Origin of the sequence: Friedmanniella luteola (genome assembly GCF_900105065.1) — a bacterium.
Taxonomy (GTDB): Bacteria; Actinomycetota; Actinomycetes; order Propionibacteriales; family Propionibacteriaceae; genus Microlunatus; species Microlunatus luteolus.
Genome location: NZ_LT629749.1, coordinates 2,802,042 through 2,825,367, shown reverse-complemented (window position 1 = coordinate 2,825,367; position 23,326 = coordinate 2,802,042). Strand labels below are relative to the sequence as shown.

The following is a 23,326-nucleotide window of genomic DNA, read 5'->3' as shown; positions in this document are numbered from 1 at the left end:
AAACCAGTGTCCCCGGGCCGCCGGCTCGGCCTAGGTTCGCGCGATGGAGCCCGTCCCGGCGGAGATCGCCCGCATCGTGAGCGAGACCTCGTTCTCGGGGGTCGTGCGGGCCGACCTCGGGGACGGGAGGTGCTGGTCGGTGGCCGCAGGCCCCGCCAGCCGGCGGTTCGGCGTGCTGAACCGCCCGGACACCCCCTTCGGCATCGCCAGCGGGACGAAAGGGCTCACCGCGCTGACCGTGATGAGCCTGGTCGAGGACGGGACCCTCAACCTCGCGACCACGGCCCGCTCGGTCCTGGGCGCGGACCTCCCGCTGGTCGACGACCGGGTGACGGTGGAGCACCTCCTCGGCCACCGGTCGGGGATCGGGGACTACCTCGACGAGAGCGAGCTGTCCGGCGTCGACGACCACGTGCTCCGGGTCCCCGTCCACCGCCTGGACTCGACGGAGGCGTACCTGGCGGTGCTGCAGGGCTTCCCGACGGCCTTCCCGCCGGACGAGAGGTTCGCCTACTGCAACGGCGGCTACGTCGTGCTGGCGCTGATCGCCGAGCGGGCGGCTGGCGTGCCCTTCGCCGACCTGGTGCAGCAGCGGGTGTGCGGTCCGGCCGGGATGACCGGCAGCGGGTTCGCCCGCGGCGACGCCCCGCCCGAGGGCGCCGCGGAGGGCTACCTGGTGGTCGACGGGGAGTGGCGCACCAACGTCCTGCACCTGCCCGTCCTGGGCAGCGGCGACGGCGGGATGTACGCGCCGGCGGCGGACCTCGCCGCCTTCTGGTCCGCGCTGTTCGCCGGCCGGGTCGTCGCGCCCGCGTCCCTGGCGGTGATGGTGCAGCCCCGCAGCGACGTGCCGGAGGAGGGTCGCCGCTACGGGCTCGGGTTCTGGCTGCACCGCACGTCGAGCGTCGTCATGCTCGAGGGGTGCGACGCCGGCATCTCCTTCCGGAGCGAGCACGACCCGGTGACGGGCCGCACCCTGACCACCATCGCGAACACCGCCGACGGGGCGTGGCCCGTCGCCGCCGCCCTCGCCGCCCTGTACGGGCTGGACTGACGCGGCGGCCCGGGATCAGGCCAGCGGTCCCAGCAGGTCCTGCGGGTCGCGGTCGAGGTCGAGGTCGAGGTCCAGGCCGTCCAGGACGCCGAGGAGCTGTCGTTCCTCGTAGCGGAAGTGGGACTCCATGATCGCCTCGACGCCCCCGAGGTGGCGCAGCAGCGACGGCGTCGGCTCACCCCGTTCGACCGCGGCGGCCAGGGAGCCGAGGAGGTGCTCCAGCTGCGCGTGGTCCTGGCGGAGGTACCGCAGCGTGTCCGCGAGCTGGGGGTGCTCCTGCTCGATCGCCGGGAACAGGCCGCCGTCCTCGGCGCGGTGGTGGCCGCTCAGGGCGGCGCAGAACCCGACGCAGTAGACGTGCAGGTCCTGCCCGGGGCTGGGCGTCGCGCCGCGCTCGAGGGCGTCGCGGGCCAGCTCGAGAGCCTCCCGCAGCCGGACGTGCACCGCGCGCAGCTGGGCCGCCCAGGCGGTCGCGCGCGGTCGGGTGTCAGCCACGGACCCGCGGCCCCCGGTGGGCGCGGTGGATGGTCACGAGCAGGGCCGCGAAGCTGCCGCCGCCCACCACCAGGTGCACCCACACGCTGTCCAGCCCGTCCCAGGCCGCGTGCAGCAGCACCGCGGCGACGAAGACGCCGACCAGCCGGGCGACGGCGCGGCCCTTGCGCGGGGCCGAGGCGACGGCCCAGAGCGCCGCCACGGTGAGCCCGGTCCAGGCGACGTGGCCGGCGGGGGACAGCAGGGCCCGCAGCAGCAGCGTCTGCTCCACGCTGGCGAGGCTGCCGCTGCTCAGCAGCGCGTTGAACCCGTAGCCCATCGTCTCCAAGGTCGCAAAGCCCATCCCGCTCGCCACGCCGACGATCACGCCGGCCCGTGGGTCCCGGTGGCGGGTGACCAGCAGCACCACGAGCGGCACCACCAGCTTCGCGCTCTCCTCGATCAGCCCCACCACGATCATCGGGAGCGCCCCGAGACGGTGCAGCGCGTCGTACTCCAGCGTGCCGGCGGCCACCGTGCCGACGACACCGCCCAGCACCGCGACGAGGGCGATCAGCCCCGGCGGCACCAGCACCTGCCGCCCGCTGGAGGCGGCGAAGACCAGCACCGACGCGGGCACGACGATCGAGCCCAGCAGGATCAGCGACGGCACGAAGTTGAGGTTCTCGGTCGCCACCAGCGTGCGCAGCACGAGGAGGTAGGCGGCCGCCCCGGCGAGCAGCACCCAGAGCCAGCCCAGCCGGCGGAGACGGCCGGCGGCGGGCGCCCCGGAGGAGGGTGCGAGCGGTGGCGCAGTGGTCATGGGCGGTATCTTCGCGCTCCAGCACGTCGACGTGCTGCACCGACCCGAGGAGAGCCGTGGCCCCGATGATCCCCGCCCGCTTCGAGGTGCTCGACGAGCGCTTCGCCGGCACGGGGGGCGACCGCTTCCTCGAGCAGGTCTTCGACGGCGGACGCTGGCTGGAGGGCCCCGCCTACTCCCCGGCCGGACGCTTCCTGCTGGTCAGCGACATCCCGAACGACCGGGTGCTGCGCCACGACGAGGTGACCGGGCGGACCGACGTCTTCCGGACGCCGGCCGACTTCCCGAACGGCCGGACGCTCGACCCGCAGGGGAGGTTCGTCACCTGCGAGCACGGCGCCCGCCGGGTCACCCGGCTGGAGCACGACGGGACGGTCACCGTCCTGGCCGGCTCCTGGCAGGGTCGGCGGCTGAACAGCCCCAACGACGTCGTGGTCCGCTCCGACGGCTCGATCTGGTTCACCGACCCCAGCTACGGCATCCACACCGACTACGAGGGCCACCAGGCGACGTCGGAGATCGGGGCGCGCCACGTGTTCCGGCTGGGCCCCGACGGCGGAGAGCCCGAGGTGGTCGCCGACGACTTCGTGCAGCCGAACGGCCTGGCCTTCTCCGCCGACGAGCGGCACCTCTACGTCGTCGACAGCGACCAGCACACCATCCGGCTCTTCGACGTCGAGGGCGCAGGGCTCCGCGGCGGCGCGGTCTGGGCCGCCGACGACCTCGGCTACGACGGCCTCCGCTTCGACGACCAGGGGCGGCTGTGGGGCGCGGCCCAGGACGGCGTGCACTGCTACCACCCGGACGGCACGCTGCTGGGGAAGCTGCTGGTGCCCGAGATCGTCGCGAACCTGGAGTTCGGCGGGCCGCAGCGCAACCAGCTCTACCTGACGGCGACGACGTCGCTCTACACGCTGCGGGTCAACTTCCGCGGCGCGCGCCGGCGGCGCTGACCGCGGTCGAGGCGTCGGTGGGCCGGTCCGCGCGGGTCCGTCGGCGGCCGACCACCACGCCGCCCACCAGCAGGGCGACGCCCAGCACGGCCGTCGTCGAGGCCAGCGCGTGCTGGGCCGCGGTCCACTGCAGCTCGACGTCGGCGCCGTTGGGCAGCCGGCGGAACGGCGAGGCGACCACCCAGCCGACGAACGTCCAGCCCAGCGCGGTGAACCAGGCGGGCAGCGGGGGCAGCGGACCGCCCTCGGCGTCCCGCCCCCGGCTGTGCTGGACCAGGCAGAGGGCCAGCGGGACGACCCAGACGAAGTGGTGCAGCCAGGACACCGGGGAGGCGAGCAGGCTGGCCACCCCGCACAGCGTGACGGCGAGGGCGACGTCACCCCGGCGGTACCAGCAGGACCCGGCCCAGACCCCCAGCGCCGCGACGAGCGCGGAGAGGGCCAGCCCGAGGGCCGCGGCCCCGCCCCCCAGGCCGAGCACCCGGACGACGTCGGCCATCACCGACTGGTTCGTGTAGTAGATGATGCTGCCGCCCAGCCCCGTGTCGCCGTGCGCGAGGCGCCCCCAGAACCCCCGCGAGGCCCGGGGGGCGACGACGGCGCTGGCCAGGGTCACCGCCAGGCCGGTGACGACGGCGGTGACGAGGGCGCGGGTGCGCCGGACGACCAGCAGCTGCACGACGAAGATCGCGGGCGTCAGCTTGACGGCGGCGGCGAGCGCGGTCAGCACCCCCTCCGGCAGCAGCCGGTGCCGCCCGACCCGCGGTCCCGGGACGAGGTCCAGCACGACGAGGGCGACGAGGAAGATGCCCAGCTGGCCGAAGGCGAGGGTCTCGGTGACCGGCTCGACGAACCACACGGCGGCCGTGCCCACCAGGCTGAGCACCCAGCCGTGCAGCCCGAACCGGTGCAGCACGGCGAGCAGGGCGAGCACGCCCGCGACCGTCCAGCCCACCTGCGCCACGGTGGCGGGCAGCAGGGCGAGCGGCGCGGCCAGCAGGGCGGCGAACGGCGGGTACAGGAACTGCAGGGCGCCGGGCAGGGTGTAGAAGTCGCCACCCTGCAGCAGCACCGAGCCGGCGCGGCGGTACACGTCGAGGTCGACCATGACCGGCCGCCACGGCACGAAACGGCCGCCGCCGAACGTGGTGGCGGCCACGTAGAGCCCCACCAGCACGGGCAGCAGGCAGACGGCGACGCCGCGCAGCGCCCGCCTCACGAGGTGAGGGTGGGTTCGGCGTCGACGGCCCGCCCGCTGCGGGCGACCCAGTCGAGGATGGTCCGGCCCACCCCGGACTCGGCGTTGGCCGGCACCACCCGGTACGGACCCTCGAGCAGCACGGGGTGCGCGTTGGCGACGACGTGCGGCAGCCCGGCCCAGCTGAGCATCGCGACGTCGTTGGGCATGTCCCCGAACGCGGCGACGTCGGCGGCGTCGATGCCCAGCCGGGCGCAGCAGCGGGCCAGCATGGAGGCCTTGCTCACCCCGGGGCCGCTGACCTCCACCAGACCGATCCCCGGGTTCGCCGAGTGGGTGGTGGTGAGGCGGTCCCCGACCACGCGCCGGACGTCGGCCAGCAGCTGGTCCGCGTCCAGCGCCTGGCTCTGCACGAGCATCTTGACGAAGGGCTCGGTGTGCGCGATCTCCTCCGCCGGGCCGGTGTGCAGGGCGGGGTCGACGGCCGGGTCGGACCGCCAGACGCGGTAGCCCGGCTCGTGACCGAACCGGGTGCCCGACTCGAACGCGAAGGCGGCGTCGGGCACCGCCAGCCGCACCGCGCGCACGGCCTCGAGCGCGACGGCGGGGTCCACGCAGACCCGGTCCAGCAGCTCACCCGTGCCGAGGTCGTAGAGCACCGCGCCGTTGCTGGCGATCACCGTCGGGTGCGCGCCGGGCAGGTCGCGGATCACCTCGAGCCAGCGGACCGGCCGGCCCGTCGCGAACAGCACGGGGATGCCGGCCCCCTGGGCGGCGAGGACGGCGGCGCGGTTCTGCTCGCTCACCGTCCCGTCGGGGGACAAGAAGGTGCCGTCCATGTCGGTGACGACCAGCCGCGGCACCCGGTCGGCGCGCACGTCGGGGCTCACAGCCGCGACCGCGGGGACGGGCTGCCGGGCGACCCGGAGGGCGCCGGGGTGCCCCCGCCCCCGCCTCCGGACTCGGTGGCCGACGGCTCCGGGGACGGCGACTCGGCCGACTGGGTCCCGGACGGCGACGGCTCGCCGGAGTCCGAGCCGCTGGGTGAGGGCGAGCCGGAGCCCGACGGGGACTCCGACGGCGACGGGGACCCCGACTGCGGTGAGGGGGAGCCGGACTGCGGGGAGGGGGAGCCGGACTGCGGGGACGGCGAGCTGGACGCCGGCGGCGGGCTGCCCGACTGCCCGGTGGGCGGCGGCGGCGCCTGCGGCGGCTGGTTGCGGAAGATCAGGATGGCGAGCAGCACCGCCAGGGCAGCGAGCAGCAGCATCAGCAGCCAGGAGACCAGGATGGTCCGCCAGCCCGCGCGGTCGTAGCGGCCGGGCCAGGGCAGCGGCCACAGCCGTGCGAGGCCCGGGCGCACCCGGTCGATCCAGTAGTGCTGGTAGTCCGGTCCGGACGCGGCGCCCTGCGGCGGCAGGCTCGCGATCTCGACCTCGTCGAGGATGCGGCGGGCCCGCTCGGCGGCGGCGGGGGAGCCGTCGTAGGTGAGCGCGACCCAGGGCGCCACCAGGGCGGCGTCGGGCGGGACCGGCCCGTCCCGGTCGGGCCGGAACCGACGGGTCAGCCGGCCGGTGTCCTGGCCGTGCCCGCCGCGGGCCAGCACGTCGTCGAGGTGCAGGCCGTTGACCACGCCGGCCAGCCGCTCGCGGGCGGCGGCGTCCGCCGTCGCGCCCTCCGACAGCAGCACCACCAGCGCCGGGGTGTCCGCGGTGTCGTGGGCGGTGTAGACGACACCGGCCGGGCTGGCGTGCAGCCGGGCGTCCAGCCAGTACTCCCCGACCCGGGGCGGGTCCTGCTCGCGGACCGGGCTGAGCGGGACGTAGCCGTCGTCGTCGAGGGGACCGGTGGGCCAGGGGTCGTCGTCCGGGGGGAGCGGCGGGACGGGTGGGCCGTAGCCGCCGCCGGAGCCCGCGGGAACGGGACCCGGCTGCTCGGGGCCGCCGGGGGACGGCGCGGGCGGCTCGGGCGTCGACATCGGTCCTCATCAGATCAGACGGCGCGGCCCCGCCGGGACCGCCGCGCCACGGCCGTGGCGTCGTGGAAGTCTATTCGCCGCCGGCGGGGGTCCCGGCGGACCGCGGCCGGGGCCGCCCGGGGCCGGCCGCGCCCGCGGCGGGCGTCGTCCTGGGTGGCGCGGGCCGGTTCCGACCCGGTCGGGTTGGGTCGGTCTGAGAGGATGAGCGGGTCGTCGCCCGGGTCCGCGAGCACCACCGGGCACCGAGATCCCCACAGGAGCAGTGAGTGAGCAGTCCGTCCTACGGCCAGCAGGGACAGGTGTCCGAGCGCCAGAACGGCCAGAGCCACCAGCCACCGCAGGCGAACCAGCAGGCCTCCCGCCTGCTCAAGGACGCGATCGCCGGCGTCCAGCGGGTGATCGTGGGCCAGGAGTCGATGGTCGAGCAGCTGATGGTCGGGCTGCTGGCGAAGGGCCACTGCCTGCTCGAGGGGGTGCCGGGGGTCGCCAAGACGCTGGCCGTGCGCAGCTTCGCCACGGTCGTCGGCGGCGACTTCGCCCGCATCCAGTTCACCCCGGACCTGGTGCCCTCCGACATCGTCGGGACCCGGATCTACAAGGCCAGCCAGGAGACGTTCGACGTCGAGCTCGGGCCGGTGTTCGTCAACTTCGTGCTGGCGGACGAGATCAACCGGGCGCCCGCGAAGGTGCAGGCCGCGATGCTCGAGCTGATGGCCGAGAAGCAGGTCTCCATCGGCGGGACCACCTACCCGGTGCCGCAGCCGTTCATCGTCATCGCCACGCAGAACCCGGTGGAGTCCGAGGGTGTCTACCCGCTGCCCGAGGCCCAGCGCGACCGCTTCCTGCTCAAGATCGACGTGCCCTACCCGCGCGGCAACGAGGAGTTCGAGATCCTCCGCCGGATGAGCGTCGACCCGCCCAGCGCGCGCCCCGTGCTGAGCCCCGAGATGGTCCTCGACCTGCAGCGCCAGGCCGGTGAGGTCTTCGTGCACAACCTCGTGGCCGAGTACATCGTGCGCCTCGTGCTGGCCACCCGGACCCCGGCCGAGTTCGGGATCCCCGACCTCGCGTCGGTGATCCAGATCGGCTGCAGCCCCCGCGCCACCCTCGGCCTGGTCGCCGCGTCCCGGGCGCTCGCCCTGATCCACGGCCGCGACTACGTGCTGCCCACCGACGTGCAGGCGGTGGCCAAGAACGTCATGGCCCACCGCATCGTGCTCGGCTTCGACGCCGTCGCCGACAACATCTCCTCGGCCCAGGTGGTGGAGCGGATCGTCGCGATGGTGCCGCCGCCCACCCCGGTCTGGAACGCCTCCCAGCAGCACGGCGGTCAGCCCGGCCAGCCCGTCGGCGGACCGCCGCCCCAGCAGCCGGCGCAGCAGCCGCTCCCGCAGGGCCAGCCCTACCCGGCCCCCGCCTACCCGCCGCCCCCGGGCGACGGCCGCTGAGCCGACCCGTGTCGACTCCCGTCGCGGGTCCGGCGTTCCCGCCGCCCACCGGCCGGCCCGCGGGCGCGGTGGGGTTCGCCGCACCCGGTGCTGCCGTCGGCATGCGGCCGCCCTCCGCCCTCGAGCAGCAGCACGGGGCCGTCGCGTCGGTGGTCGGTGAGCCGACCCGGGCCACCATCCCGCTCAACAAGCTGGCGCCCGAGGCCGCGCTGCGCCGGCTGGAGCTGACGATCGTCCGGCGGCTGGAGGGCTACCTGCACGGCGACCACCTCGGCCTGCTGCCCGGACCTGGCTCGGAGACCAACGACGCCCGCGCCTACATCGCCGGCGAGGACGACGTCCGCAAGATCGACTGGGCCGTCACCGCCCGGACGACCGTGCCCTACGTCCGCGACACCATGTCCGACCGCGAGCTCGAGGTGTGGGCGCTGCTGGACGTCACCCCGTCGATGAACTGGGGCACCGAGGGCGTCACCAAGCGGGACCTCGGCATCGCCGCGATCGCCACCATCGGCTTCCTGAGCCAGAAGATGGGGGACCGCTTCGGCGGCTACGTCATGCGCCCGGACGCGCTGCGCCGGCTGCCGGCCCGCTCCGGCCGCTCCGCGCTGTACGGGCTCCTCCGCTCCATGCTCACCGAACCCTTCGTCCCCGACCACGCGACCGGCTCCATGTCGCTCACCGCCGGGATCGAGCAGCTGTCCCGGACCCAGCGGCGTCGGGGCCTCCGCGTCGTCGTCTCCGACTTCCTGACCCCGGGCGACCACGAGCTCGACCCCAACGTCGAGCCCGAGTGGGAGCGGGCGATGCGCCGCCTCGGGGTGCGCAACCAGGTGCTGGCCGTCGAGGTGGTGGACCGCCGCGAGGTCGAGTTCCCCGACGTCGGGGACATGCTGATCCGGGACCCGGAGACCGACTTCGAGCGCTACGTGAACACCGCCGACCCCGACGCCCGGGCCCGGATGGACGCGGCCAGCGCCGCCCAGCGGGAACGAATCCGCATCGCCCTTCGTCGTGCTGGTGTCGGGCACATCCAGCTGCGCACCGACCAGGACTGGGTCGCCGACATCGCCAGGTTCGTCCTGGCCTACCGCCGCGTGGCGAGCATGCTCCACGCACCGCCCCAGGGAGTGACGAAGTGAAGCGCCGGAGGACGACGTGACCGGGCGGGCCCTCGGCCTCGTGCCGCAGCTCGCGTTCCTGGACCCCGAGCGGCTGCTGATCCTGCTGGTCATCCCGCTGATGGTCGCCGCCTACCTCTTCGCCATGCGGCGCAAGAACCGGCGCGGGATGCGGTTCACCAACACCTCGATGCTCGAGGTCGTGGTGCCCAAGCAGTCCCAGTGGCGCCGGCACGTCGCGGTGGCCCTGTCGCTGCTCAGCCTGATCACCCTGACGGCGGCGTTCGCCCGTCCCAAGACCCAGGTCGACGTGCCGCGGGAGCGGGCGACGGTCGTGCTGGTGATCGACGCCTCCCTGTCCATGCAGGCCACCGACGTCAAGCCGACCCGGCTCGACGCCGCCAAGCAGGCGGCGACGGAGTTCGTCGCCCAGCTGCCCGAGAAGTACAACGTGTCGGTGGTCTCGATGGCCGGGGCGTCCTCGGTGCTCGTGCCGCCGACCACCGCGCACAACACGGTCGAGAACGCGATCCGCAGCATCCAGCTGCAGGAGTCGACCGCGATCGGCGAGGGGATCGCGACGGCCATGCGGGCGCTCAGCCAGGCGCCGAAGGACCCCGACAAGCCGGAGTCGGTGGCGCCGGGCGCCATCGTCCTGCTGAGCGACGGCGCCAACACCGTCGGCCGGGCCCCGCAGCAGGCGGCGGCGGAGGCGGGCGCCGCGCAGGTGCCCGTCTACACGATCGCCTACGGCACCGAGAACGGCTACGTGGACCTGGACGGCAAGCGGGAGCCGGTGCCGGTCGACCACCAGGAGATGCAGGAGGTGGCCGACCTGAGCGGTGGGGAGTACTTCGCCGCAGCCACCGCGGAGCAGCTGCAGACGGTCTACGAGAACATCGGCTCCGAGGTCGGCTACGAGAAGGCCGACCGGGAGGTCACCGCGCGGTTCGCCGGCTACGGCCTGGCGCTGGCGGTGCTGGCGGCGCTGGGCGCCATCTCGCTCGGAGCGCGGTGGCCGTGACGACCGCGATCCTGACGGCCCTGCCGACGGCGCCCGCCCTGGTGCCGATGCTGTCGTTCCTGGAGCCGAGCCGGCTCTGGCTGCTGCTGCTGATCCCCGCGCTCGTCAGCCTCTACCTCGGGCTGGTCCGCCGCGGGCGCCGGCGGCGGGCCGCGATCGGCCGGACCATGTTCGACCTCGTCATCCCCCGGGACCGGACGTGGCTGCGGCACGTGGCCGTCGGGCTGTCGATCCTCAGCTTGGCGACGCTGACGCTGGCGTTCGCGAAGCCGAAGGACGAGGTGTCGGTGCCCCGGGAGCGGGCGACGATCGTCGTCACCATCGACGTGTCGCTGTCCATGGAGGCGACCGACGTGGAGCCGAACCGGATCGAGGCGGCCAAGGCGGCGGCGGAGGACTTCGTCACCAGCCTGCCGCCCAAGTTCAACGTCGCGGTCGTCTCGTTCGCGGGCACCGCCACGACGCTCGTGCCGCCCACCCTCGACCGGGGCGCGGCGACGGCGGCCATCCAGGCCCTGCAGCCGCAGCCGTCGACGGCCATCGGCGAGGGCATCTACACCTCGCTGGCCGCGCTGGCCCAGGTGCCGCCGGACCCCGACGACCCGGAGGCGGTGGTGCCCGCCCGGATCGTCCTGCTCAGCGACGGCAAGACCCAGGTGGGCCGGTCCAGCTCCGAGGCGGCCGAGGCGGCGAAGGCGCAGGACGTGCCGATCTACACGATCGCCTACGGCACCGCCGACGGCTACATCGAGGTGAGCGGCCGCCGGGAGCCGGTGCCGGTCGACCGCTCGGAGCTGGCCCGGGTCTCCCGGGTCTCGGGCGGCGAGGCCTACACGGCCACGTCGGCCGGGCAGCTCAAGGAGGTCTACGAGGACATCGGCAGCTCGGTCGGCACCGAGAAGGTGGACCAGGAGGTCACCTCCCGCTACGCCGGCTTCGGCCTCGCGCTGGCCGTCCTCGCCGCCTTCGGGATGATCTCGCTCGGCGCCCGCTGGCCCTGACGGCCATCCGGCGCGCCCCGGGCTCCGAAGGACGGTCGGGAAGAACCGGCAGCCGGGGCGTGACGGTTCCCCCGGTCGCGTCCTCATGACAGGTGTAGGGAACGTCCTGACCTGACCGAGGAGCAACCAGATGAGCCAGACCGCCAGCCTGCCGGCCACCACCCAGGAGCTGCGGGCGCGCGACGCCCGCGAGGCCGTCGGCGAGCCGCAGCCGCCCAAGCAGCTCGACGCCCTGCACACCGTCCACGGCGACACCACGATCGCCGACACGGTCGTGCAGAAGCTCGCCGGCATCGCCGCGCGCGAGGTGCCCGGGGTCTACTCGATGGGCAACGCCGCGCGCCGCGCCTTCAACCAGCTGACCGAGCGGATCCCCGGCTCGCAGACCAACGTCGGCGGCGGGGTCAGTGTCGAGAAGGGTGAGCGCCAGACCGCCATCGAGGTCAGCATCGTCGTCGAGTACGGCGTGGCCATCGCCGACGTCAGCGAGCGCATCCGGCAGAACATCATCTCGGCCGTCGAGCACGGCACCGGCCTCGAGGTGCTCGAGGTCAACGTCAACGTGACCGACGTCCACCTGCCCGAGGACGACGACGACCCGGCCACGACGTCGGGCAGCAGCGACTCGAAGCTGCAGTAGCGCCCGCCCCGCCCTCCACCTCCCGCAGAACCGAAGGATCACCCCTCATGTCCTCAACCCAGACCGCTGTCCTCGTCGGCCTCGTGCTCGGTGTCGTGGTCGCCTTCGGCGGCTTCGGGCCGTTCGTCGTCGTCGTGCTGTTCGGAGCCGTCGGACTGGTCATCGGCCGGGTGCTGGAGGGCAAGCTCGACGTGCGCGCCCTCGTCAGCCCCGCTGATCGGCGCTGACGCGTGACCAGCACGAGCACGGCCCCGGCCCCGGTGGCCGACTCCCGCGGGTCTCGCCCCAGCGGGTCCCGGGGCACCACCACGCTGGCCGGCCGGGTCGTCGAGAAGGTCGTCGGGCAGGTCGCCTCCGAGATCGCCGTCGTCGGCGGCACCTCGGGGGGACTGCTCGGCGTCGGCTCGCACGGCGACCTGTCCGCGCGCCCGACGGTCGACGTCGTGCTCGCCGGCCGGACCGCCACCGTGAGCCTCGAGGTCGCGGTGGCCTACCCGACGCCCATCCGCCAGGCCGCGGACCAGGTCCGCCGCCGGGTCGTCACGCGCGTCCGGCAGCTGACCGGCGTGGAGGTCACCCGCGTCGACATCACCATCACCACCCTGCAGCCCGCTGCCCCGCAGCGCGGGCGGGAGCTCGCATGAGGGGCCCGACCACCGTCGCCCTGCGGCGCCGTCCCTCCCGCACCGTCCCCGCGAGCATCGTCGCGGCAGTCCTGCTGGCCGTCGGTGCCGCCGCGGTCTGGTTGGCCGTCGAGGCGCTCGTCGGAGGCGGCTGGTCCTGCCTCGGCCGCGGCGTGGGGCGGGCCCTGGGTGGCCAGACCTGGGGCAGCACCACCCTGCTGACGACGGCCGGCGGTCTCGTCGTCCTCGGTCTCGTGCTGCTGGTCGCCGCGCTGACGCCTGGCCGTCCCACCACGGTGCGGCTGGCCGCGCCGCGCGGGCCGGTCGGCCCCGCCCGGACCGAGTTCGCGATCACCCGTCGGGCCCTCGGCCGGCTGGTCGGCACGGCCGCCGACGAGGTCGACGGCGTCGACCGGGTGTCCGCCACCGCACGCGGCCGGACCGTCGACGTCGTCGTCACCACCCCGTCGGAGCAGACCGCCGACGTCGCCGCCGCCGTGCGCCGGCGGGTCGACCGCGCGCTCACCGACGCCGGCGTGCAGCCGACCCCGGCGGCGCGGGTCCGGGTCCGCACCCGGCTGTGACCCGCTCCACCACCCGCTCCCACCCCCGACGACTCCGCCGAGAGGTCCCCCGATGAAGAAGAACGCCGCCCGGCTCAACCGGGTCTGGCTCACCGTCACCGGCCTGGCGCTGCTGGTCGCGGGAGGGCTGGGCCTGCTGGCCGGGCTGGACCAGCTCCACGTCCTCACCGGTGCCGTCGGGCTGGGTCCTGGCCCGGCGCCGGACGCCGCCGTCGTGCCGCGTGCGGTCGGCGGCTTCACCGGCTCGGCCGCCGGACCCGTCGCGGTGGGCCTCGCCGGCCTCCTGCTCGCCGTCCTCGGGCTGCTCTGGCTGCTCCGCCAGGTGCCGCGCACCCGCGCGGCCAAGCCGTTCCGGCTGCACGACGACGCGGTCGCCGGGTTGACCGTCTGCGACCCGGCCGTGCTCGGCGCGGCCGTGGAGGCCGAGGTCACCGCCCTGCCGGGGGTGTCGCGGGCGTCCGCCGTGCTCCGCGGGACCGTGGCCCGGCCCGACCTCACGCTCAAGGTCACCGCCGACGAGCGCTCGGCAGTGCAGCCGCTGCTGCGCAGCCTGCAGGGCGACGTCGCCGACCACCTGGCCACGGCCCTCGGCACCCCGCTGCACCGCCTCGGGGTCCTCGTCGAGGTGGGCCGCGACCGGCGCAGCAGTGACCGCGTCACCTTCTGAGCCGGTGGTGGGCGCCCCGCCCCCCGCCGCCGCGGCCGACGCCCGCCCGGTGGAGCCGGCGGTCCGGTCAGGGCCGCCGCTGGTCCAGGCGACCGTGGTCGCCCGAGCCCAGGACGGCGACCTCGGGGCCTTCGAGGAGCTGGTCCGGCGCTACGAGGGGGAGATGTTCCGGCTCGCCTACCGCATGCTGGCCGACCGGGGCGAGGCCGAGGACGTGGTGCAGGACACCTTCGTGCTGGTCTGGCGCCGGTTGCCCACCTTGGCGAACCCGCAGGCCTTCCACGCCTGGATCTACCACGTGGCCACCCGTCGGTGCCTCAACGTGCTGCGGGCCCGCACCCGTCGGCGCACCGACCTGGCGGCGACGGCGGAGGAGCTCGAGGAGCACGTCGACGACGTCACCGTCCGCGGCCACGGCCCGGCCGACCTGGCCCAGGTCGCCGCCCAGCTCCGCGGGCTCGACGAGGTGCTCGACACCCTGCCGGCTGACCAGCGGGCGTGCTGGGTACTGAAAGAGCTGCACGACCTGACCTACCCCGAGATCGCCTACGCCACCGGCGTCCCGGCGAGCACGGTCCGGGGCCGTCTGGCCCGTGCCCGCCGGCACCTAGCGAGAGGAATGGCGTCATGGCAGTGACCGACCCTTCGCGCCTCGGGTGCGGCCGCGACATCGACGAGGTCTGGGAGAGCCTCGACGAGCCGCCCGGACCCCACGAGCGCGGGTGCCCCTTCTGCCAGGACGCCCGCGCCAGCCTGGACGGGTTGGCGGCCGCGGCCGCCGCCCTGACGGCGGCCGACCGCGACGACCCCGCGCTGCACACCAGCGCCAGCGTGCTGGACAGCATCTTCAGCATCGCCCGCGCCGAGGTGCGCCGCGGCCGCCGGCTCCCGCTGGTCCGGCTGCGGGACGACGAGCTGACCGCGGAGCTGACGGTGAGCGAGCAGGCCGTGGTCGGCATCGTGTGGGCGACGGGTGACGAGATGCCGGGCCTGCAGGCCCGGCGCTGCGCGGTCGAGCTGGTGGACGACCCCGACTCCCGGCCCGCGGACGACCGCGTCCGGGTGCGCATCGAGCTGGGGGTGAGCGTGACCGCCGGGCTGGCCATCCCCGCCGCGGTCGCCGAGCTGCGGCGCCGGATCGTCGCGGAGGTCGACCGCCAGGTGGGCATCGAGGTGGTCAGCGTGGACCTGCGGGTGGAGGATGTGCACGATGTCTGATCAGATGGCGCGCGACAAGATCGCAGACGACAGGAATCGTGGGGCCGAACCGGCCCTCGCCGACGGCCCGGAGCCGGTGGTCGCCGACGACGCCCTGTCGTCGTCCCTGGTGACGGCCGTGCTCGCGACCCCGGGCGTGGTCCGGCTCGAGCCCACCCTCCAGGCGGCGCTGCGCCGGCTGGGCGGCTCGACCGGCACCGGTGCGACCGGCGAGGTGCGGGTCACGCGCCGGGGGGAGATCGTCGACCTCAGCGTCGACGTGGTCACCGAGCCCGACGCGCAGGCCCGCCGGACGGCCGAGGCGGTGCGCGCCCGGCTGCGGACGCTGCTGGCCGAGCAGGGGCTGCAGGCGGGGTCGGTGAGTGTCAGCGTGCTCTCGATCGAGCTGGGCCTGGTGCCGGCCGGGGTGCCGGCCGCCGTGGTGGCGGGCTGACGCCCTCGGACCCGACGTCCGCCCGCCCGGTCGCTACCCTCGAGGCCATGACGTCGGTCGCGGAGCGCGCCTCCCGGGTGCGGGCCCGGATCGACGCCGCGTGCCGGGCCGCCCGTCGCGATCCTGCCGAGGTCCGGCTGATGGCGGTGACCAAGACGCACGGCCCCCCGGTGCTCGAGGAGGCCTACGCGGCCGGCCTGCGGCTGTTCGGGGAGAACCGCGTGCCCGAGGCGGCCGAGAAGGCCGAGCAGTTCGCGGACCGGACCGACCTCGCGTGGGCGCTGATCGGGCACCTGCAGACCAACAAGGTCGCCAGGGCCCTCCGGTTCGCGGCCGAGCTGCACACCCTGGACTCGCTGCGGCTGGCCGAGGCACTGGACCGGCGGCTGCAGGAGGAGGGCCGCTCGCTCGACGTCTTCGTGCAGGTCAACACCTCCGCCGAGCCCGCCAAGACCGGCCTGGCCCCCGAGGAGGTCGAGGCGTTCGTGCTCGGCCTCCGGCCCTTCTCCGCGCTGCGCGTGCGCGGGCTGATGACGCTGGCCGTGTTCTCCGACGACCAGGACGCGGTCGGCGCCTGCTTCGCCCGCCTCGCCGAGCTGCAGCGGCGGCTGCGGCAGCTGGACGGGGCTCCCGGCTCCTACGACGAGCTGTCGATGGGCATGTCCGGCGACTTCGAGCTGGCGATCGCCCACGGCGCCACCACGGTCCGGGTGGGCCAGACCCTCTTCGGCGCCCGGCCCGCCGCCCCGGTCCGCTGAGCCCGTTCCCGCGCCCTGAACCCGTCCCCGCGCCCTGGGCCGGTTCCGACGCCCTGGCCGGCCCCCGCGCCGTGAGCCTGTCGAAGGGCCCGTCGACAGGCTCGGGGAACGCTCAGTCGAGGTTCTCGATCTCCACCGGCTGCACGTCGTCGGCGGGGGTGAAGCCGAAGAGCCGGCCGAGGAAGTACTGCTGGGCCTCCAGCGAGCGCCGGATGTTCTCCGCCCGGCGGAACCCGTGCCCCTCGCCCTCGAACATGATCAGCGCCACGGGCAGGCCCTTGCGCCGGGCGGCGTCGGCCATCTCCTCCGCCTGGGCCGGCGGGACCACCTTGTCCTCGGTGCCCTGCAGCAGCAGGATCGGGGCGGCGAGGGAGTCCACGTGCGTCATCGGCGAGCGCTCGACGTAGACGTCGCGGGCCTCCGGGTAGGGCCCGACCAGCCCGTCGAGGTAGCGGGACTCGAACTTGTGGGTGTCCAGGGCCAGCGCCTCGAGGCTGCCGATCCCGTACTGGCTGATCCCCGCCGCGAACACGCGGGTGGCCGTCAGCGCCCGGAGCGTGGTGTAGCCGCCGGCGCTGCCGCCCTTGACCACCAGCCGCGCGGGGTCGGCCCGGCCCTGGTCGCCCATGGCCTGCGCGCCGGCGGCGCAGTCGGCGACGTCCACCAGGCCCCACCGGCCGACCAGCCGTTCGCGGTAGGCCCGGCCGTAGCCCGTGCTGCCGCCGTAGTTGACGTCGAGGACGGCGTACCCGCGCGACGTCCAGAACTGGCAGGACAGCGAGAACGCCGGTGAGCTGAACGAGGTCGGCCCGCCGTGGGAGAGCGTGATGAGCGGCGGCAGCGAGCCCTCGGGCGCCGCGAACTCCGCCGAGGTCGGCGGGTAGTAGAACCCGTGCACCTCGCCCAGCTCGCTCGCCCAGCTGACCGGCTCGGCCCGGGCGACCGCGGCGGCCGGCAGCTCGAGGGAGCTGGACCGCCGCCGGTCGTCCCAGCTGGCGGTGCCGCCCGCCGCCGGCAGGGACGTGACCGCCAGGGCGGCGGGTCGGTCCGGGTGCCGGAGCACGGCCGCCAGCCGACCGCCCCCGACCGCCAGCTCGGTCGCCTCGGTGCCGTCGGCGGTCAGCCGGGTCAGCTCGCCGGTCGCGGTGCTGAGCAGGGCGACCGACTGCAGGCCGCTCCGGTTGAGGGCGCAGACGAGCCACCCGTCGTCGACGACGACGTAGGGGTTCATCCCCAGCACCCAGCCCGGCTCGCAGAACTCGGCCTCCGTGGCGTGCAGCGGCCGGTCGGTGCCGTCCTCGGCGGACCAGGCGTAGAGGTTCCACCAGCCGCTCCGGTCGTCGACGAAGACCAGGGTGCCGCCCGGTGTCCACCGGGGCTGCACCGCCGACACCGCGGGCCCGCCGGCCACGCGCCGGACGTCGGTGACCCGCCAGCCGGCCGGGCCGTCGCCGGTCAGCGTGCCGACGGCCAGGGTGGTGGCGTCCCAGGGCATCGCCGGGTGGTCCCAGGAGACCCAGGCCAGCCGGTCGTCGTCGGCGAGCTCGGGGGTGGAGTAGAAGTCGGCGCCGTCGACCAGGACCGTCCCGGGCTCGAGGGCGGCCTCGTCGTCCGCCGGCTCCAGGGCCACGGCGACGACCGTGCCGACGGCCTCACCCGGCCCGCGGTGGTCCTCGCGGACGGCCAGCACGAGGCCGCGTGCCGGGTGGACGCGGACGTCGCCGAAGCGGAGGTCGCCGGCCGGGGTGAGGGCACGGGCCGTGCCGGGCTCGTCGACCCGGTACAGCCGCCCGTCCGCCATCTCGGAGTAGACGAGCACGCCGTCCCGGACGCCGTAGGCACCGCCCCCGTACTCGTGCACACGGCTGCGGACGTTCGCCGTCGGTGGGGTGACCTCCACGGCCTCCCCGCCGGCCAGCGGGGCGCGCCAGACGCTGCAGCGACCGGCCTGCTCCGGGTGTGCCTCCAGCCAGTACAGGTCCTCCCCGTCCACCAGGACCTCCGCGAGGCCGACGCTGGCGGAGGTGAGCTGGTCGACCGTGACGGGGGAGGTCCAGGAGCCGTGGGGCGCGGTGGTGGTCATGTCCCTCAGCCTACGGACGGCGGCCGCCGCCACCCCGCCCCGGAGGGCCGGCCTCAGCCGCGACCGGCGGCGGCGTCGGCCCGGGTCTGGGCCGCTGACGCCCGCCGCCACCGTGCCTGGCTGGCCACGGCGATGCCGGCGGCCAGGGCGGCGCCCACCGCCGCCCCCCGAAGGAGAAGCCGAGGCCGCGGAAGTCGATGAGGACGCCGGCGATGGCGATGCCCACCGCGGCGCCGGTGGTGTTCGCGGCGGACAGGAAGGCCTGCGCCTCGTTCAGCCGGTGCGCGGGCGCGAGGTGGTCCAGCAGGCTCTGCTGCATGATCAGCGTCGGGGCGACGGTCGCACCGGTCACCACCAGGACCGGGAACAGCAGCCACAGCGGCACCTCGGGCAGCCCCAACAGCACGGCCATCACCGCCAGCATCAGCGCGAAGAGGGCGAGCAGCGTGGGTACGGCGCGCCGCTCGTCGAAGGGCCAGGAGCGGGTGCCGTAGACCAGCCCGCCGACCGCGCTGCCGCCGGCGATGGCCAGGAAGAGCAGCCCGACGCTGTCCCTGCTCCCCAGCACGATCCCGGCGGTCGCGGCCAGCGAGGTGTCCAGCTGCCCGAAGCCGATGCTCATGGCCAGCATCACCAGCAGCAGCGCGACGACGCCGGCGGCCGCCAGCGCCGAGCGGTGGTTGGGGACCGGGACGCCGTCGTCGTCGAGCGCGGTGGGGGGTGCACCGGCCGGGCGGGACCGGCGGGCGGCGCCGGTCGCGCAGTAGGCGAGGGTGCCGCCGGCCATGGCGCCCGCGGTGGCCAGCAGCGGCACGACCGGCGGGGAGACGGCCAGCAGCAGCGACACCAGCAGCGGGCCGCCGACGAAGAGCAGCTCGACCGAGGTGGCGTCCAGCGCGAAGGCCACCTGGCGGGACTCGCGGTCGGGGAAGATCACCCGCCAGGACGAGCGGAGCGCCGGGCTCATCGGCGGGTAGCCGAAGCCCGCCAACGCCGCGAGCGCGACCAGCAGGACGGGCGGTGCCGTGCTCGTGGTGGCCAGCGCGAGGGCCGTCATGAAGCTCGCGCTGACCAGGGCGGTCGGCACCAGCACCCGCACCTGGCCGAAGCGGTCCATCAGCCGGCCCCACAGCGGCGTGCCCAGCGCGCTGCCGATGGCGTAGGCGCCGGTCACGAAGCCGGCGAGGCTGTAGGTCCCGCGCTCGGCCTCGACGAGGAGCAGCATCCCGAGCGGGGCCATCGCCATGGGCAGCCGGGCCACGAAGGCCGCCAGGAAGGGGTCGCGGGCCGGCCGGTGCCGCAGCAGGCGGAGGTACGCGCTGAGGCCGGTGCCCAGCTCGGCGGACGTCGGACGGGCGGGAGGGGAGGGGGAGACGTCGGGCACGGCCTCACGCTGCCACACCGCCCGGACCGCTGCACACCGGCGGCTCGGCGGTCCCGCCGACGACCTCGTGCCCTTCTAGCCTGGCCGGGTGAGACGACTCGCCGCCACCGCGTTCCTCGCTCTGCTCCTCGTGCTCGCCGTGCCCGGCACGGCCGCGGCCGACGAGGACAACTGGTCCATCCCCCGCTACGACCTGACGGCCAGCGCCGCGGCCGACGGGGCGGTGGACGTCCGCCTCTCCTTCGACTTCGACTTCGCCGGCACCGAGGGCCACGGTCCCTACGTCACGCTGCCGCTCCGGCAGCGGATCGCCGGCGACCCCGACCACGAGCGCGCCTTCACCGTCACCGACGTCACCGCCGCCAGTCCCAGCGGGGCGCCCGCTCAGGTCGAGACCGAGGAGGACGGCGGGGCGCTCGCGATCCGGGTCGGCGACGAGGACGTCGAGGTCGACGGGGTGCAGAGCTACGAGATCGGCTACCGGATCCGCGGCGTGGTCAACCCCGCCACCGGGACCGCCGGCCAGGACGAGATCTTCTGGAACGTCGTGGGCGACGCCTGGGAGGTGCCGCTGAGCGGGGTCACGGTCCGCCTGACCGGCCCGGCCGCGGTGGTCGGCGCCCGCTGCTCCGCCGGCCAGGACGGTTCCGACGCCGCCTGCGCGGCCGCCGACGTCGCCGGGGACACGGTGACCTACCGGCAGGACCGCGTGGAGCCGGGCACCGGCCTCACCGTCACCGCCGCCTGGCCGGCCGGGACCTTCGTGGGGGCGGAGCCGCAGCTGGTCCCGCGCCGGCACCTCGGCAACACCTTCACGCTGGACCCGCTGACCGGCGGACTGGCCGCCGCGCTCGCGCTCGTGGGCGCCGGGGCCCTGGCGGCGCACGCCCGCCGGCGCGGTCGGGACCAGCAGTACGTCGGACTCACGCCCGGTCTCGGACCGGTGGGCGCCGAGACCGCGGCCACCGTCCCCCGGTCCCGCCGGGCCCCGGTGGCGGTGCGGTTCACCCCGCCGGACGGCGTCCGCCCCGGCGAGCTGGGCACGCTGCTGGACGAGGTCGCGCACACCCACCACGTGACCGCGACCGTCGTCGACCTCGCCGTCCGGGGGCACCTCCGGATCACCGAGACCCGAGCGGCGGACGGGGACGGGGACGGCGGGACCGAGGTGCGCTCGTGGCGCCTGGTCCGGACGGCGGAGCGGGACCGGCCCGTGGAGAGGCTGCTGCCGTACGAGGACCTGGTGCTGCAGCGCCTCTTCGACGGGCGTTCCGAGGTCGCCCTCGACGACCTGGGGCCGTCGTTCACCGGGACGGTGGGGAAGGTGCAGGCGGCGCTCTACGCGGCCGTCACGGACCAGGGCTGGTTCGTGGCGAACCCGGCGACGGTCCGCCGCCGCTGGTACGGGATCGGGGCGGCGGTGCTCCTCGCCGGTGCGGCGCTCACGCTGGTGCTGGCCCTGACGGTCGGCTGGGGCCTGGTGGGGCTGGCCGTCGTGCTGGTCGGGGTGCTGGTGCTGGTCGTCGCCCACACGATGCCCGCACGGACGGCCGCCGGCAGCGCCGTGCTCGCCCAGGCACTGGGCTTCAAGACCTACCTGGAGACCGCGGAGGCCGACCAGATCCGCTTCGAGGAGGGCGAGGACCTGTTCTCCCGCTACCTGCCGCACGCGATCGCCTTCGGCGTGGCCGAGCGCTGGGCGGGGGTCTTCGCCGAGCTCGCCGCACGGGGACACGACGTGCCGGTCCCCGCCTGGTACGTCGGCCCCCAGCCGTTCGCGTTCGCGGCCGTCGGCGGCAGCTCGTTCGCCGACACCCTCGGCGCCTTCTCCCAGGCGGCGACGACGTCGATGACAGCCGCCACGGCGGGGACCAGCGGCGGCTCGGGGATGAGCAGCGGCTTCGCCGGGGGCGGCGTCGGCGGAGGTGGCGGCGGAGGCTGGTGACCCCTCGCACCTCCGCCTCCACCCCCGTCGGGGTGCCGAGGAGTCAGCGGCGGGCGCGAGTCCAGTTCTCGGCGGTGAGCAGGCCCGGGTGGCGCTCGGCGTCGAGGAGGGTGCGCCGCCCCTGGGTCACCCGGATGCCGTCGAGGTAGATGCCCCGGCCCGACAGGTTCGCGTCCTGGGTGCAGGTCCACCGCACCAGCGACGGTCCGGCGGGCAGCGCAGCCCGCGCCCGGTCCCAGGTCCGCCGGCCGGAGACGGCGTGGCCTCCCTCGACCACCTGGTCGTCCAGCCGGTAGGGGAGCGGCGCCCAGCTGACCCCCTCGTCGGTGGAGACCTCCAGGCTCAGCAGGTCGGTGCTCTCGGTGTCGACCAGCTGGTCGAAGCGCAGCTCCGCCGGCCCCGACGCCGGCACGGGGAGGGTCAACGTCGCCGTCCGGGCGTCCGCCGTGCCCGAGAACCAGGCGTCCCGTCCCTGCCGTGACTTCAGGGCGAGCGCCTCGGCCAGCCCCTGGGCCGCTGCGACGCGGGCCGGGTTGACGCTGCCCCAGCTGCGGCTCGGGTGCACCCGGTTGGTCAGCAGGATGACGAAGGAGCGCGAGCTGAAGTCGATCACCAGCGACGTGCCGGTGTAGCCGGTGTGCCCCGCCGTCCGGGGCGAGGCCAGCCCGCCCATGTACCAGCGCTGGTCCAGCTCGAAGCCCAGACCATGATCATCACCGGGGAACTCCGTGTTCTCGTTGGTGATCATCTGCTGGACCGAAGCCTTCGACAGGATCCGCTCACCCCGGTAGGTGCCGCCGTTGATCATGGTCTGGGCCAGCACGGACAGGTCGCGGGAGGTGGAGAAGACCCCCGCGTGCCCGGCCACCCCGCCGAACGCCCAGGCGTTCTCGTCGTGCACCTCGCCCCAGACCAGGCCGCGGTCGGGCGCGCTCTGGAACTCGGTCGCCGCGATCCGCGCCCTGAGCGCGGGGTCCGGGTTGTAGCCGGTGTCGTGCATGCCCAGCGGCCCGGTGACGTCCTCGGCCACGAGCCGGTCCAGCGGGCGGCCGCTGACCCGGTGGACCACCTCGCCGAGGGTGATCAGGTTCAGGTCGCTGTAGAGGTAGGTGGAACCCGGGACGTTGACGGTCTTCGCCGTCAGCGCGGCCTGCCTCCGGGAGGCGGGGTCGGGGTAGGAGCTCCAGAACGGCAGGAAGGCCGGGAAGCCGGAGGTGTGGGTCAGCAGCTGGCGGATGGTGATGCCGGCCTTCCCGTTCGCCGCGAACTCCGGGACGTACCGCGCCACCGGGGCGTCGAGGTCGACGCGACCGCGCTCCACCTGCTGCAGGACGACGACCGAGGTGAACAGCTTCGAGATCGACGCCAGGTCGTAGATCGTGTCGGTCCGGGTCGCGATCCGCTCGCCCTCGGGCAGCAGCGTGCCCGCGCCGTCGGCGTGGAGCCGGGCGTGACCGCTGGCCCGGGTCAACACCACGCGGCCCTCGTGGCCGTAGGTCAGCACCGCCCCCGGGTAGAGCGGGTGGCCGCCGTCGGGGGCCCGCTCGAAGCCGGTGACGGCCTCCCAGGCCCGCTCCAGCGGGGCCGGGTCGAGCCCGGCGGACTGCGGCGTCCCCGTCTTCAGCACGGTGCGCGGCGACGCGAAGCCGTCTGCTGGCTGGTCGAGGCGGCCGCCCCGGTGGCCGGCCTGCGCCGGGCCGGCGGCCGCCGCCAGCGCGGTCGCCGTGACCAGCACGGCGACCGTCCTCCCTGCGCCGCGCATCACTGGCTCCGTGGGTACAGCAGGTAGGGCCGGCGGGTGCGGTCGAAGGCCCGGAGCTCGTCCTGCCAGGCGGCGACGATGGCGAGCGCACCCGCACCGGCGGCGGCTCCGCCGATCAGGGCTCGGCGGCCCAGGGGGTTCGACATGGGGTCGTC

The 23,326-nt window shown here is 75.2% G+C and carries 25 protein-coding genes; 16 read left to right on the top strand and 9 right to left on the bottom strand.

Going from position 1 to position 23,326, the window contains the following annotated elements; genetic code table 11:
* The first annotated feature begins 43 nt into the window (after nt 1–43).
* On the top strand, nt 44–1,054 hold the full coding sequence (locus BLT72_RS13275) for a serine hydrolase domain-containing protein (RefSeq protein ID WP_091413398.1): 1,011 nt from the start codon (nt 44–46) through the stop codon (nt 1,052–1,054).
* A gap of 15 nt (nt 1,055–1,069) precedes the next feature.
* Here the strand turns inward: BLT72_RS13275 and BLT72_RS13270 are convergent, their stop codons facing one another.
* Both BLT72_RS13270 and BLT72_RS13265 read right to left on the bottom strand, forming a co-directional pair.
* Nucleotides 1,070–1,549 carry a hemerythrin domain-containing protein gene (locus BLT72_RS13270; RefSeq protein ID WP_091413396.1) on the bottom strand — a complete coding sequence of 160 codons (480 nt, stop codon included), beginning with the start codon at nt 1,547–1,549 and terminating at the stop codon, nt 1,070–1,072.
* The gene (locus BLT72_RS13265; RefSeq protein WP_091413395.1) at nt 1,542–2,351 is read right to left on the bottom strand and encodes a PrsW family intramembrane metalloprotease; all 810 of its coding nucleotides are present in this window, start codon (nt 2,349–2,351) and stop codon (nt 1,542–1,544) included. Before BLT72_RS13265 ends, BLT72_RS13270 begins: the two co-directional genes overlap by 8 nt.
* 65 nt (nt 2,352–2,416) lie before the next feature.
* Between BLT72_RS13265 and BLT72_RS13260 the strand changes: the two genes are divergently transcribed.
* Nucleotides 2,417–3,304, top strand: coding sequence for an SMP-30/gluconolactonase/LRE family protein (locus BLT72_RS13260; protein WP_197677382.1), 888 nt, complete (start codon nt 2,417–2,419; stop codon nt 3,302–3,304).
* On the opposite strand, the gene BLT72_RS13255 is transcribed toward BLT72_RS13260, so the two are convergent.
* From BLT72_RS13255 to BLT72_RS13245, 3 genes are read right to left on the bottom strand one after another with little or no spacing between them, the layout of a single operon-like run.
* Entirely contained in the window at nt 3,273–4,523 is a 1,251-nt protein-coding gene (locus tag BLT72_RS13255; protein WP_091413391.1) for a glycosyltransferase 87 family protein, read from the bottom strand. The two genes, BLT72_RS13260 and BLT72_RS13255, sit on opposite strands and share 32 nt — an antisense overlap.
* On the bottom strand, nt 4,520–5,392 hold the full coding sequence (locus BLT72_RS13250) for an HAD family hydrolase (protein ID WP_157720481.1): 873 nt from the start codon (nt 5,390–5,392) through the stop codon (nt 4,520–4,522). Before BLT72_RS13250 ends, BLT72_RS13255 begins: the two co-directional genes overlap by 4 nt.
* Nucleotides 5,389–6,258: a hypothetical protein gene (locus BLT72_RS13245; protein ID WP_091417416.1), complete on the bottom strand. Its 870-nt coding sequence runs from the start codon at nt 6,256–6,258 to the stop codon at nt 5,389–5,391. The genes BLT72_RS13250 and BLT72_RS13245 overlap by 4 nt, the downstream gene beginning before the upstream one ends.
* A gap of 521 nt (nt 6,259–6,779) precedes the next feature.
* Here BLT72_RS13245 and BLT72_RS13235 point away from each other — a divergent pair.
* The 13 genes from BLT72_RS13235 to BLT72_RS13175 all read left to right on the top strand — a co-directional run bounded on the left by BLT72_RS13235 (nt 6,780) and on the right by BLT72_RS13175 (nt 15,997).
* A complete protein-coding gene (locus BLT72_RS13235) occupies nt 6,780–7,928 on the top strand; it encodes an AAA family ATPase (RefSeq protein ID WP_231930636.1) in 1,149 nt (382 codons plus the stop codon).
* 101 nt (nt 7,929–8,029) lie between these two features.
* On the top strand, nt 8,030–9,070 hold the full coding sequence (locus BLT72_RS13230) for a DUF58 domain-containing protein (RefSeq protein WP_091417413.1): 1,041 nt from the start codon (nt 8,030–8,032) through the stop codon (nt 9,068–9,070).
* Between the two features lie 16 nt (nt 9,071–9,086).
* Nucleotides 9,087–10,073, top strand: coding sequence for a VWA domain-containing protein (locus BLT72_RS13225; protein ID WP_231930044.1), 987 nt, complete (start codon nt 9,087–9,089; stop codon nt 10,071–10,073).
* Nucleotides 10,074–10,120: 47 nt separating this feature from the next.
* Nucleotides 10,121–11,074: a VWA domain-containing protein gene (locus BLT72_RS13220; protein ID WP_091417410.1), complete on the top strand. Its 954-nt coding sequence runs from the start codon at nt 10,121–10,123 to the stop codon at nt 11,072–11,074.
* Nucleotides 11,075–11,204: 130 nt separating this feature from the next.
* A complete protein-coding gene (locus BLT72_RS13215) occupies nt 11,205–11,714 on the top strand; it encodes an Asp23/Gls24 family envelope stress response protein (RefSeq protein WP_091413385.1) in 510 nt (169 codons plus the stop codon).
* A 47-nt stretch (nt 11,715–11,761) separates the two neighbouring features.
* The gene (locus BLT72_RS13210; protein ID WP_091413383.1) at nt 11,762–11,941 is read left to right on the top strand and encodes a hypothetical protein; all 180 of its coding nucleotides are present in this window, start codon (nt 11,762–11,764) and stop codon (nt 11,939–11,941) included.
* A 3-nt stretch (nt 11,942–11,944) separates the two neighbouring features.
* Nucleotides 11,945–12,358 carry an Asp23/Gls24 family envelope stress response protein gene (locus BLT72_RS13205; RefSeq protein ID WP_091413382.1) on the top strand — a complete coding sequence of 138 codons (414 nt, stop codon included), beginning with the start codon at nt 11,945–11,947 and terminating at the stop codon, nt 12,356–12,358.
* The gene (locus tag BLT72_RS13200; protein ID WP_091413380.1) at nt 12,355–12,921 is read left to right on the top strand and encodes a DUF6286 domain-containing protein; all 567 of its coding nucleotides are present in this window, start codon (nt 12,355–12,357) and stop codon (nt 12,919–12,921) included. Before BLT72_RS13205 ends, BLT72_RS13200 begins: the two co-directional genes overlap by 4 nt.
* Before the next feature lie 52 nt (nt 12,922–12,973).
* Nucleotides 12,974–13,588, top strand: a complete 615-nt coding sequence (locus BLT72_RS13195; protein WP_091413378.1) for an Asp23/Gls24 family envelope stress response protein — start codon at nt 12,974–12,976, stop codon at nt 13,586–13,588.
* Between the two features lie 7 nt (nt 13,589–13,595).
* A complete protein-coding gene (locus BLT72_RS13190) occupies nt 13,596–14,225 on the top strand; it encodes an RNA polymerase sigma factor (RefSeq protein WP_197677024.1) in 630 nt (209 codons plus the stop codon).
* Complete coding sequence (locus tag BLT72_RS13185; RefSeq protein WP_157720480.1) at nt 14,216–14,806, top strand: Asp23/Gls24 family envelope stress response protein; 591 nt, start codon at nt 14,216–14,218, stop codon at nt 14,804–14,806. Before BLT72_RS13190 ends, BLT72_RS13185 begins: the two co-directional genes overlap by 10 nt.
* Nucleotides 14,799–15,239 carry a hypothetical protein gene (locus tag BLT72_RS13180; protein ID WP_157720479.1) on the top strand — a complete coding sequence of 147 codons (441 nt, stop codon included), beginning with the start codon at nt 14,799–14,801 and terminating at the stop codon, nt 15,237–15,239. Before BLT72_RS13185 ends, BLT72_RS13180 begins: the two co-directional genes overlap by 8 nt.
* 47 nt (nt 15,240–15,286) lie before the next feature.
* Nucleotides 15,287–15,997, top strand: coding sequence for a YggS family pyridoxal phosphate-dependent enzyme (locus BLT72_RS13175; protein WP_091413371.1), 711 nt, complete (start codon nt 15,287–15,289; stop codon nt 15,995–15,997).
* A gap of 112 nt (nt 15,998–16,109) precedes the next feature.
* Here the strand turns inward: BLT72_RS13175 and BLT72_RS13170 are convergent, their stop codons facing one another.
* On the bottom strand, nt 16,110–18,080 hold the full coding sequence (locus tag BLT72_RS13170) for a dipeptidyl-peptidase 5 (RefSeq protein ID WP_091413369.1): 1,971 nt from the start codon (nt 18,078–18,080) through the stop codon (nt 16,110–16,112).
* A gap of 10 nt (nt 18,081–18,090) precedes the next feature.
* The gene (locus tag BLT72_RS13165) at nt 18,091–19,464 is read right to left on the bottom strand and encodes an MFS transporter (protein WP_091413367.1); all 1,374 of its coding nucleotides are present in this window, start codon (nt 19,462–19,464) and stop codon (nt 18,091–18,093) included.
* Nucleotides 19,465–19,552: 88 nt separating this feature from the next.
* Here BLT72_RS13165 and BLT72_RS13160 point away from each other — a divergent pair, with 88 nt between their 5' ends.
* Complete coding sequence (locus tag BLT72_RS13160) at nt 19,553–21,409, top strand: DUF2207 domain-containing protein (RefSeq protein WP_091413365.1); 1,857 nt, start codon at nt 19,553–19,555, stop codon at nt 21,407–21,409.
* A gap of 43 nt (nt 21,410–21,452) precedes the next feature.
* Here the strand turns inward: BLT72_RS13160 and BLT72_RS13155 are convergent, their stop codons facing one another.
* Both BLT72_RS13155 and BLT72_RS22260 read right to left on the bottom strand, forming a co-directional pair.
* The gene (locus tag BLT72_RS13155; RefSeq protein WP_231930043.1) at nt 21,453–23,144 is read right to left on the bottom strand and encodes a serine hydrolase domain-containing protein; all 1,692 of its coding nucleotides are present in this window, start codon (nt 23,142–23,144) and stop codon (nt 21,453–21,455) included.
* Nucleotides 23,145–23,170: 26 nt separating this feature from the next.
* Nucleotides 23,171–23,317 carry a hypothetical protein gene (locus BLT72_RS22260; RefSeq protein WP_157720478.1) on the bottom strand — a complete coding sequence of 49 codons (147 nt, stop codon included), beginning with the start codon at nt 23,315–23,317 and terminating at the stop codon, nt 23,171–23,173.
* Nucleotides 23,318–23,326 lie beyond the last annotated feature (9 nt).

Coding starts and splice junctions, on each gene's coding strand:
- BLT72_RS13275 (WP_091413398.1), top strand. CDS start 44: ATGGAGCCCGTCCCGGCGGAGATCGCCCGCATCGTGAGCGAGACCTCG.
- BLT72_RS13265 (WP_091413395.1), bottom strand. CDS start 2,351: ATGACCACTGCGCCACCGCTCGCACCCTCCTCCGGGGCGCCCGCCGCC.
- BLT72_RS13260 (WP_197677382.1), top strand. CDS start 2,417: ATGATCCCCGCCCGCTTCGAGGTGCTCGACGAGCGCTTCGCCGGCACG.
- BLT72_RS13230 (WP_091417413.1), top strand. CDS start 8,030: ATGCGGCCGCCCTCCGCCCTCGAGCAGCAGCACGGGGCCGTCGCGTCG.
- BLT72_RS13220 (WP_091417410.1), top strand. CDS start 10,121: ATGCTGTCGTTCCTGGAGCCGAGCCGGCTCTGGCTGCTGCTGCTGATC.
- BLT72_RS13215 (WP_091413385.1), top strand. CDS start 11,205: ATGAGCCAGACCGCCAGCCTGCCGGCCACCACCCAGGAGCTGCGGGCG.
- BLT72_RS13210 (WP_091413383.1), top strand. CDS start 11,762: ATGTCCTCAACCCAGACCGCTGTCCTCGTCGGCCTCGTGCTCGGTGTC.
- BLT72_RS13200 (WP_091413380.1), top strand. CDS start 12,355: ATGAGGGGCCCGACCACCGTCGCCCTGCGGCGCCGTCCCTCCCGCACC.
- BLT72_RS13195 (WP_091413378.1), top strand. CDS start 12,974: ATGAAGAAGAACGCCGCCCGGCTCAACCGGGTCTGGCTCACCGTCACC.
- BLT72_RS13185 (WP_157720480.1), top strand. CDS start 14,216: ATGGCAGTGACCGACCCTTCGCGCCTCGGGTGCGGCCGCGACATCGAC.
- BLT72_RS13180 (WP_157720479.1), top strand. CDS start 14,799: ATGTCTGATCAGATGGCGCGCGACAAGATCGCAGACGACAGGAATCGT.
- BLT72_RS13175 (WP_091413371.1), top strand. CDS start 15,287: ATGACGTCGGTCGCGGAGCGCGCCTCCCGGGTGCGGGCCCGGATCGAC.
- BLT72_RS13170 (WP_091413369.1), bottom strand. CDS start 18,080: ATGACCACCACCGCGCCCCACGGCTCCTGGACCTCCCCCGTCACGGTC.
- BLT72_RS22260 (WP_157720478.1), bottom strand. CDS start 23,317: ATGTCGAACCCCCTGGGCCGCCGAGCCCTGATCGGCGGAGCCGCCGCC.